The organism is Azospirillum sp. B4 (assembly GCF_000333275.1).
Lineage (GTDB): Bacteria > Pseudomonadota > Alphaproteobacteria > Azospirillales > Azospirillaceae > Nitrospirillum.
This window is the reverse complement of sequence record NZ_BACU01000173.1, coordinates 1-9,986: the sequence shown is the minus strand read 5'-3', so window position 1 is coordinate 9,986 and position 9,986 is coordinate 1. Positions and strand designations below refer to the sequence as shown.

Annotated in this window: 8 protein-coding genes; 2 read left to right on the top strand and 6 right to left on the bottom strand. The window is 68.7% G+C overall.

The window, feature by feature from the left end:
- The 6 genes from I55_RS07765 to I55_RS37660 all read right to left on the bottom strand — a co-directional run.
- Nucleotides 1–904 (bottom strand): DUF3141 domain-containing protein (locus tag I55_RS07765; RefSeq protein WP_252181069.1); only part of this gene is annotated, 904 nt, incomplete at its 3' end.
- A 365-nt stretch (nucleotides 905–1,269) separates the two neighbouring features.
- A complete protein-coding gene (locus I55_RS07760) occupies nucleotides 1,270–2,643 on the bottom strand; it encodes an efflux transporter outer membrane subunit (RefSeq protein WP_044559945.1) in 1,374 nt (457 codons plus the stop codon).
- Nucleotides 2,640–3,734: an HlyD family secretion protein gene (locus I55_RS07755; protein ID WP_044559944.1), complete on the bottom strand. Its 1,095-nt coding sequence runs from the start codon at nucleotides 3,732–3,734 to the stop codon at nucleotides 2,640–2,642. The genes I55_RS07760 and I55_RS07755 overlap by 4 nt, the downstream gene beginning before the upstream one ends.
- Nucleotides 3,727–5,304, bottom strand: coding sequence for an MFS transporter (locus tag I55_RS07750; RefSeq protein WP_044559948.1), 1,578 nt, complete (start codon nucleotides 5,302–5,304; stop codon nucleotides 3,727–3,729). The genes I55_RS07755 and I55_RS07750 overlap by 8 nt, the downstream gene beginning before the upstream one ends.
- Nucleotides 5,301–5,789: an ester cyclase gene (locus tag I55_RS07745; protein WP_044559943.1), complete on the bottom strand. Its 489-nt coding sequence runs from the start codon at nucleotides 5,787–5,789 to the stop codon at nucleotides 5,301–5,303. Before I55_RS07745 ends, I55_RS07750 begins: the two co-directional genes overlap by 4 nt.
- 161 nt (nucleotides 5,790–5,950) lie before the next feature.
- Nucleotides 5,951–7,753: a hypothetical protein gene (locus I55_RS37660; RefSeq protein WP_199902499.1), complete on the bottom strand. Its 1,803-nt coding sequence runs from the start codon at nucleotides 7,751–7,753 to the stop codon at nucleotides 5,951–5,953.
- Nucleotides 7,754–7,958: 205 nt separating this feature from the next.
- Here I55_RS37660 and I55_RS07735 point away from each other — a divergent pair, with 205 nt between their 5' ends.
- Both I55_RS07735 and I55_RS07730 read left to right on the top strand, forming a co-directional pair.
- Nucleotides 7,959–8,471 carry a hypothetical protein gene (locus I55_RS07735; RefSeq protein ID WP_044559942.1) on the top strand — a complete coding sequence of 171 codons (513 nt, stop codon included), beginning with the start codon at nucleotides 7,959–7,961 and terminating at the stop codon, nucleotides 8,469–8,471.
- Nucleotides 8,472–8,986: 515 nt separating this feature from the next.
- A partial coding sequence (locus I55_RS07730; protein WP_044559946.1) for a GspE/PulE family protein occupies nucleotides 8,987–9,986 on the top strand: 1,000 nt, incomplete at its 3' end.

Genomic DNA, 9,986 nt, shown 5'->3' with positions numbered 1-9,986 from the left:
AGCAGCACGGGGCTGCCCCACCAGCGCTCNAACTCCAGGAAGCGCTCCCCTTCCGTGCCCCCTTTGAATAGACGGTGTAGTTCTTCTTCCACAGGGTGTTGGCGGGATTCATGCTTTCGAAGTTGGCGATCAGGGCGGCACCGTCAAAGATGCCATGGCCCAGGTCGCCGCTCAGCGTCGTCAGCCAGGTGCCGCCCAGCAGGCCGCCCAGGTAGCGCAGCGGGTTCTTTTCATGCACGCCCGCCCAGTAGGACAACGGGGAGCCCGCCAGCACGATGGGGCCCACCAGGTCCGGCCGGATGGCGGCCATCATCATGACCTGCCACCCGGCCTGACAGTTGCCGATCAGGCAGGGCTTGCCGTCCGCGTCCGGATGCAGGGACGCCACCTTCTCCACGAAGGCCGCTTCCGCCCGGCAGACGTCCTCCACCGTTTGGCCCGGCACCGGCGTGGGCAGGAAGCCCACGAAATAGCAGGGATGCCCCTCATCCAGGGCCACGCCGATCTCGCTGTCGTGCTTCATGCCGCCGATGCCGGGACCGTGACCGGCGCGCGGGTCGAAGACGACGAAGGGCCGCTGGCGCGGGTCGGTGGGCCGGCCGGCCGGCGGCAGGATGCGGACCAGGCAGTAGTTGACCGGCCGGGGCAGCGTGCGCCCATCCATCACCAGCTCATATTGGAAGCTGAGGACGTTGGGCCAGGGCTCGGCCATGTGCTGGAAGTGGTCGTTGCCCCGCTGGCGCAGCACGTCCAGGAACAGCAGCGATCGCTGTCCGGCATCGATGACATATTCCTGCGCCTTCTGCGCCAGGCTGAAGGCCGACGCCCAAGGGGCCAGCCAGGGCAGGGCCGGCACCGCCGGCCGGGAGGGTTCCTTTGCAATCGCTGCCAGGGCCGTGTCCATCGGATCCTCATCTCCAGAATGCTGCAGAGCAACATTTATAGAGGGAAAATATGAAAGATAAGCGAAATTATCCGATGACATCTGTTAGTTTGCCGGCGGAACTATTTGCGCTCGTTGAATTTGGTCGCGCGCAATAATTTATGCTTTGGTTATAGTTAAAATGGCGCCTCATATTCCATATGAGTGGGGAGATATTGTATATTTATTATGGTCGATGATGGCCGTGAGGGGGTTTGGCGGGAATTAGTGAATTTTATCAATGGGCTAGCAAAGTGGGCGCATTGCTGATGACCTAAGCGTCTCATCCACACCGGTCACGCGTTGCTGCGCCTGCACATGCAGCTAACGCCTGAACGGCGCGCGTCTCACGGTGAGGGCGGCGGCGTCCAGCCACCCCCCAGGGCCTGGGCCAAGGTGATGGCGGCGGCCAGGCGGTCAGCACGAGACTGCACCAGCGCCAGTTCCGCCGACAACAGGCCGCGCTCGGCGTCCAGCTGTTCCAGATAGGGCGAATATCCCGCGCGATAGCGGCTGGTGGCGATGGCCAGGGTACGGGCCAGGGCATCGCGCTGGCGCAGCAGCGCCTCCTCCTGCTCCGCGCTGCGCCGCACCGTGGCCAGCCCGTCCTCCACGTCGCGGAAGGCGGTCAACGCCGCCTTGCGATAGGCGAAGGCGGCGGCGTCGCGTCGGGCGGCGGCGGTGTCGGCCTGGGCCCGCAGGCGGCCGCTGTCGAACAGGGGCGCCAGGATGCTGCCGCCCAGACTGAACACATTGACCGGATCGATCAGGCTGGAGACGACGGTCCCGCCCGCGGCGCTCAGCTGAACATCGGGCATGAAGGCGGCCCGCGCCGCGTCCAGCGCGTGGTCGGCGGCCGCCACCTGCTGTTCCGCCTGGGCGATGTCCGGCCGGCGGCGGAGGAGGAGGTCGGCGGGCAGGCCGGCGGGCACGGCCGGCGGCGACAGGTCCGCCAGGTCGGCGCCACGCTCGATGGCCCGTGGATTGTCGCCCAGCAGCAGGCTCAAGCCGTCCTCCTGCCGGGTGATGGCCAGCAGGGTGGGGGGAATCAGCTGGGCGGTGGCCTCATATTCCGCCTGTGCCTGGGCCAGGTCCAGCTGGGCGGCGTAGCCCGTCTCCGCCCGCCGTTGCGCCAGATGCAGCGAGGCTTCGCGCGCCGCCAACGTGCGCCGGATGACCGCCAGCCGGGCGTCCAGCGCCCGCAGGCCGATATAGCCAGCGGCGGCCGAGGAGGCGACCGCCAGGCGGACGTTGTCGCGCGCGGCTTCCGTCGCCAGCAGGGTGGCGCGCGCCGCCTCGCTGGCGTCCGCCAGGCGGCCGAACAGGTCCAGGTCGTAGGACGCGCTGGCCTGCCATTGTCCCGCCGTCTGCTGGCGCGGCTGGCCGAAGGGGCTGACGTCGCGCTGTCGCCCGCCGCCGGCCGCCGCCACGACGTTGGGCAGGCGCTGCGCCTCCGCCAGATGGTATTGCGCCCGCGCCTCGGCCACGCGGGACGCGGCAACCAGGGCGTCCGTGTTGTTGGCCAGCGCCAGGTCGACAACGCGGGTCAGTACCGGATCACCGAAGGCCCGCCACCAGGCGGCATCGACGGTGCCGCCGGGGGTGTCGGGACCGCGCCAAGCCGGCGGCGGCTCCACGGCCGCCGTCAGGGGGGCTTCCGGCCGGGGACCGGCGCAGGCTGCCAGGACGGCGAGGAGGAGAAGACCGGACGGCAACCTCATGGCTTGGCCCCGGTCGCCGTTTCCACCCGCGTTTCCACCGACATGCCGGGGCGCAGGCGGCTGGCCAACGCCTGGCCGGGAGAGATGGCGATGCGCACGCCGATGCGCTGGGGCACCTTGATGAAGTTGCCGGTGGCGTTGTCGGGCTTCAGCACGGCGAATTCCGATCCGGCGGCGGGCGACAGGGTTTCCACCGTGCCGCCCAGCTCCGCGCCGTCCAGGGCGTCGACGGTGAAGCGCACCGGCTGTCCGGCCGCCATGCGGGCGGTCTGCGCCTCCTTGTAATTGGCGATGATCCAGCGGTCGTCCGGCACCAGGGACAGGAACTGGGTGCCGTTGGTGACGTACTGCCCCAGCCGTACGCCGACCTCCCCGATCTGGCCGTCCTCCGGCGCGTAAATCACCGTGTGTTCCAGGTCGATGCGCGCCAGGGTCAACTGGGCCTCCGCCGCCTCCACCTGAGCCTGCAGGCCGTCGCGGCCCACGTCCACGGTGCGGATGTCCTGGCGGGCGATCTCTCCGCCCGACTGCGCCTGGCGCACCTGGGCCTCCGCCTGGGCAAGGGCGGCTTGGGTCTGGTCCCGTTCGCGGATGGAGACGGAGCCGTCGCGCACCAGGTCGGTGACGCGCGCCATGTCCGCCTTGGCGCGGGCCAGCTGGGCATGCGCGTTGGCCAGGTTGGCCATCTGGCCTGCCAGGCTGGCGGTACGGGCGGCGTGGGCCTGCTGGCTGTTGGCCAGGGCCGCGCGCTGGGCGGCCAGCGTCGCCTCCGCCTGCGCCACGCGGGCGCGGTAGATACGGTCATCGATACGGGCCAGCACCTGGCCCGCCTTGACATGCGCGTAGTCGCTCACCTCCACCGCCACGACATAGCCACTGACCTGTGGCGCGATCACCGTGGTGCGGCCGCGGATGTAGGCGTTCTCCGTCACCTGGACCGATCCGGCGAAGGGCGGCAGGCGCCAGGCGGCCAGCAGGGACAGGATGGCCCCTGTCGCCACCGCCACGATGGCCAGCACGGCCAGCCAACTCCGGCGGGGCGGATGCCAGGGATGATGGGCGTCGGCTCCCCGCGTTTCAGGACTACTCATGGGGCGCACGTCTCCGGCGTAAGCTGTTGAACAGGACGATGTAGCCGACATAGGCGGCGGTCATCAGGGCCAGGCCGGCCACGAACTGGAAGACATCGTTGAAAGCCAGCACCGTGGCCTCGCGGCCCACGGCCTGGCTCAGCGGGGCGCCGCCGCCCTGCAGCCGCTGCAGCACCTGCGGGTCGGACGCCACCAGGTGTTCCGACAGGGTCTGGGCGTGCCATCGGCTCAAGGCCACCTGCAGTGAACCCAGCAGGGCCGATCCCGCCAGCCCGCCCACGTTCTGCGTGACGCTGAACAGCACGATGTAGGTCACGAGGTAATCCGGCCCCCTGACCACCATGCGCATGAAGCCCAGCGCCAGCGTGGGGCCGATGAACAGGGGGGTGCCGAAGGCGATCAGCATCTGGCTGAGATACAGTTGCGGCGGACGGGTCAGGTTGGTGGCGTCGCTGTCCAGCCACGCCCCCGCCGCGATCAGCAGCGATGCCGCGATGACCTGGTAGGGTAGACGCTTTTCAGACACGGTCAGGGCGGTGGCCACAATGCCGGCCAGCAGGGCCAGGACGACGGCGGCGAACAGGCCGCGCAGCTGGTCGTTGATCAGGCCGCCGGCCGTCAGCAGGCCCACGGCGCCATAGGTCTGTTCCGCCAACGAGACGCGGACCAGCAGGGCCGCGGCCGCGAAGCGCGCCATGTCCAGGGTGGTCAGCCAGCGCACCTGGATCAGCGGCCGGGCCCGGTGCCGCTCGATCAGCCAGGCCAGCGTGAACAGGGGCACGGCCGCGGCCAACGCCCAGCCCAGCCAGGGGGTGTCGGTCCACCACAACAGCCGGCCTTGGCCCAACACCCCGCAGACCAGGACCAGGCCGGGCAGCATCAGGCCGATGGTGACGAAGTCCAGCGGCTGGAACGCCTGGGACCGTTCACCCGGTGGCAGGGGCACGGCGGTGAGGGCGGCCAGCGCCGCCAGCGCGATGCCGATCTCCATCAGGTGCAGTCCCTGCCACTCCCCCAACGCCAGCATTTCCACCGGCACCAGGCGGGCCAGCGGCGTGCCCAGCTGGACCAGGCCGATGCCGATGACCAGGGCCAGGGGGCGCAGGCGCCCCGGAAAGACCTGCAACAGGTTGTAGATGGTCATGGTCGTCAGCGCCGCCGCCGTCATGCCGCTGACGGCGCGGATGACCAGGGCGGCGGCGAAGCCGGGATGGATGAACTGCAACAGCCCCGCCAGGGCATAGACCACCAGCAGGCCGCAGGTCACGGCCGGAATGCCGAACTGGGCCCGCGCCTTCACCAGGGTCAGGTTGGCCCCGGCGTTGAAGGCGACGTACAGGGCGGGCAACCAGCTGGCCTGGTCGACATAGACGCCCAGGGCGCCCGACAGGCTGGCCACGTTCACGTTCACCAGGGCGTTGCCCAGGGTGGATGCCACCCCCACCAGCACCGCGACGGCGGCATAGCCCAGCCGGCGGGCCAGGGGGTGCGCCGGCGCGGCGGGCGAACCGGGGAAGGTCGGCCGTTCCTCCGGCCGGAACTGGTGGCGGTCTTCAGGGAACAGGGTCATGGCGGCGCACCGCTCCATGCCGAAGGATCATGGAGCTGCCGCAACATCAATGCTGTATCGAGATGGACACGGTAGTCCACGATCCACCCCCGGTCCCATCGGCAGACCGCTAGGCGCAACACATTAAATCCGCGCCGCAGCGGCGCCGTATCCTCCGCGCCCAACAATACGGCAGGCAGCAGGCCTGGCGGTAGGGTCAGGCCGCCGGTCGCGGTGCCCGTCAGGTGGGCGACGGAACAGCTGCGGTGGCCGTCATGGCTGACGAACAGGTCCACATAGGGATCGGTGCGCAGATGGGCGTCGGGGAAGGCGGCACAGAAACGCACCGCCTGATCGATGTGCGCCTGCTTGTCCAATGGCGGGCCGCCGCCGTCGCCATGGGCGGCCAGGGCTTCGTCCAGGAACTCGGCATAGTCATGCCACCGCCGTTCGTTCCAGGCGCGGTCCAGGGCGCGCATGCGGTCCAGGGTGCGGCGCACGGCCATGTCAGGCCCGCGTTTTGCGCTGTGGTACCCCAAACTCTTGCCCCATCATCCATCCCCCCAAAAGTTCCGAGCCCCAGAAGGTTCTTGGGCATCGATGCTAGGGGCTGGGATGGGGGCGATGGAGTGAGCGTGCCGCCGCTTACGGTTAGCCCACTTGGCGGTTAGCCCGCCTGCCCCCCGGCCTGGGTCTCCTGGCGGGGGGGCCGTAGCCGGTCCATCAGGGACTGGAACGCGGGTCGGTCGCGCCAGGCGTCGAAGCGGGCGTCGGTGCGCAGCCACACGGTCGACAGTTCCCGCTGATCGATGGCGCGGTTCAGTGCCGCCAGGCCGCGCGCCTCGTCATTCAGGGATGCCGCCAGTGTGGCGCGGGCGAAGGCGGTGGCCGGCACCGTGTCGGCGGTGGCCAGCAGGCGCCAGGCCCGCTCTGGCGCGCCCAGCCAAGCCTCGACCTCCGCCCGGGCGTAGACCAGGTCCGGATGCCTGCCCGCCGCGTGTTCGATGGCACCGACCAGGGCATGGGCCGCGTCATGCTCGTGCGCGAAAATATGGGCCAAGGCCCGATAGACCAGGACCTCGGCCACGCCGTCCTCCGCCTGGAGGATGCCCCAATCCCGCTGGGTCAGGAGGGTGAAACGCCGCGCCTGGTAATGGCAGGTCGCCTCCGCGATGTCCTGCTGGACAGAGAAGGGTTCGATGGCGCGGGCGTCGCGGAATAGGCGTTCCGCCTCCTCATGCCGCTGGAAGATGGTGAGGAAGACGCCATAGAGGCGGGCGGCGCGGGCATGGTCGCCCAGGCGCAAGGCGTGGCTGAAGTCCGCCTCCGCCGTGGTGGCATCCCGATCCAGCCAGGCGGCGATAGTGGCGCGCGCCGTGTGCGCCTCCACCGACTGCGGGTCGATTTCCAGCGCGCGGCGCACGGCCACCTGGGCGGTGGCCTTGGCCGTGGCATGGTCGACCAGGCCCAGGCGGAACAGGTCGCACTGGCAGTCGGCGAGGCCGGAATGGCCGCGGGCAGTGTCGGATGCGGTATCCGCGACGCGCTGGAACAGCTCCTGCGCCTCATACAGCGCCTGGGGCGTCTGCCGGTCCAGCAATTGGCGGGCACGGTAGACGCGGGCGTATGCCTCCAACGCCACCGGGCCGGGGCTCAGGCGGCTGGCACGCACGCCGCTGTTGTCCAGGCGCACACGGCTCAGCACGGTGGCGGCAATTCGTTCCTGCAGGCGCAGGCGCTCCTGGTCGGGCGCGTCGATGCGGTCGGACCAGAGGACAAATCCCTGCGGGTTGGACACCTCCACCGTCACGCGCAGCATGCCCTCCTGCCGCCGCACGGTGCCTTGCAGCACGACGTCCACGCCCAGTTCCTGCGCCAGGGCCGGCACGGACCAGCCGCGGTCCTTGTACTGGAAAGCCACGCCGCGTGAGGTGACGCGCAGGCCTTGCGCCCGGCCCAGGGCGTAAATCAACTCATCCGTCAGGCCATCGGCGAAGCTTTCGTCGTCACCGTCGCGGTTCAGGGCGCGAAAGGGCATGACCGCGACGGCGGCGCCATGGCCCTGGATGAAGGTGGGACCGTCCACCTTTGGGGCCGGCGCGTCCGTTTCCCCGTCCATAGAGGCGGCGTTCAGGCTGAACAGTGGGACGTAGCCGCCGGTGGGCAGGGTGATGACCACCGGGTCATGCCGTCCGGCGCCGGCGTAGTGGTCCTCCAGCTTGCGGCGCAGGCGCCGGGCCTCCACCCGCACGGTGCTGTCGATGCGCGGGTCATAGGGCGGTTCCCGCCCATAGATGGCGTTGCCGATGACGGCTTCCTTCAAACCGCCGCCGCCGCGTTCCAGCGTTTCTTCCACCACGAAGTGCAGGAAGGCCAGCAGCCGTTCGGATCCGGTGAACTGGGGGCTGGCCCGCAGCCGGTCGACCTGTTCGCGCACGGCCCAGGGCGACGGGGTTCTGGTGGAATCCACGGGGGCCATTTCCTTCAATGGGTTGGGCAAGGGTTTTCGTCAAAAATGTGGGATATGATGCAATTTATGCGGGCGGTCGGTGGCGTGGGTCAAGGCGGGGCAAGCCAAATCACGGGTTGGTCTAACGGTTAGCGATGATGCGCTAACGGCCGCTCGGGCCCCCTTGCGGCTATGGTGCCCCCGGGGGATCAAGGGGGAGGGCGTCTTGCAAGTGCCGTGGCTGCAGATTTCCGGCGCCGTCGCCGGTGGTGTCGTTGGCGGTTTTTCCGGCTTCATCGCCAACACCTTTCACGATCATCGCATGCGCCGACGGGCCAAGCGCAACATCGCGTGCGCCCTGATCGGGGAGATCGGCGCCCTGTCACAGCATATAGAGGAGAACTATCTGTCCATGTTGCGGGCAGATCTGGCCTCCTGTGGGGAGGCGCCGGCCATCGTGCACCATGCCTTCCGGGGGGATCGCGACTACATGCCGGTGTTCCGCGCGCTGGGCAGTACGGTGGGTTACCTGCCCACGCCCCTGCCGCGCGACTTGGTCTATTGGTACACCAGTCTTGCTGCGGGGCTTGAGCGGGCACGGGCCCTGCACGAACTGTCGGGCCAGCGCGATCCCGACGCCGTCGCTTTCGCGGTGCGCTTGGCCAAACTTCAGGACGCCGCCTTTATCGACCTGCTGGCCCGGTCCCGCGCCCTGCTGGCGCAGCTGGACCGCATTTAGGAACCGGGGCGACGCCCTCGTAGGAGCAATGCGCCAGCGGCAAAGGTGGCTTTCCTGGAGCGGGTGGCAGCAACACTTCCTTGAGAGTCTTGATTTGCCCGATCGTCGTAAAGGTGTGCCTCTAAATTAGTCTATTCAGGAAAATTCATGGTGAATCAGCGTATTAAAGTGGGTCATTGGTAAATATCTTCGGACCGTTAAATCTAAAATTTTATAAATATTGGTTTCGTCTCCAAGATATGCCCTCTTGCCTAGGCAGGGGGCCTGGCTAGATCAAAGAGGGGTTGGCCGCATGATCGTCAGGCTTCCTGACGTATCGTTCAGCGGTTGATGGGGAAAATCTGCATAAATTCAATAATATGGTTGTGTGTCTCTTGCTGTCGGGCATGGGGTTACCTCTTCAGGGGTAACTGCTGGGACCTAGGCGGTTTGTGATATGTTAACCTTTGTGCACGACAAACTATTACCAGCAAGCGCGACCAATTATTGGCATCCAATTTCAAAGGGTATTCCCCGTGACGCCCAATCATCCCTCAGCCGCCCGTGCTGTTACCGATACCAGCCAGCAGGATGACGGCTTGAGCCGTGTGCTGACCGCGCTGGCGGCGGCGGGGCAGTTGGCCGCCGGCGCCCTGGGGCGGGCGCAGGCGGCCGGCGGCCGGGTGGACCGGCGGCTGGTGGACCTGGGCCTGGTGTCGGAGGAACACATGGCGGCGGCCTACGCCCGGGCCCTGGGCCTGGCGCTGTGGCCGGCCGACCACCTGCCCGAGGCGCCGGTGATGATGGAGACGGCCAACCTGTCCTTCCTGAAGACCAAGCTGATGCTGCCGCTGACCGCTGGCGGCGCCGCCAGCGATGGGGCGCAGGCGGTGTTCGCCGTGGCCGACCCGCTGGACGACCAGGCGCTGAAGGCCGCGGCCTTCCTGGCCGGCCGGCCAGTGCGCCCGGTGGTCATGACCGGCACCGCCATCGCCGCCGCCCTGGACCGGCTGTACGAGACGGCGCCGCCCGCCGCCAACCAGGATGAGATGCCCGACCTGCTGGAGGGCGATGCCGAGCGTCTGCGGGATCTGGCCAGCGAGGGGCCGGTGGTGCGCCTGGTGGGCAACGCCATCCAGGCGGCGCTGGCCGCCGGCGCCACCGACATCCATGTCGAGCCCATGGCCGACCGCCTGGTCATCCGCCACCGCATCGACGGCATCCTGCGCGAGGCCGAGGTGCTGCCCCGCCGCATGGCCGCCGGCCTGATCACCCGCATCAAGGTCATGGCCGGCCTGGACATCGGCGAGCGCCGGCTGCCCCAGGACGGCCGCATCCGCCAGACCCTGCAGGGCCGCGAGATCGATTTCCGCGTTTCCACCACCCCCACCGTGCATGGCGAGGACGTGGTGATGCGCATCCTGGACCAGCAGACGGCGGGCGGGACGCTGGACAGCCTGGGCCTGCCCGCCTGGGTGTCCGGCCCGCTGGCGGCGGAGCTGGACCGGCCGCACGGCATCGTGCTGGTGACCGGCC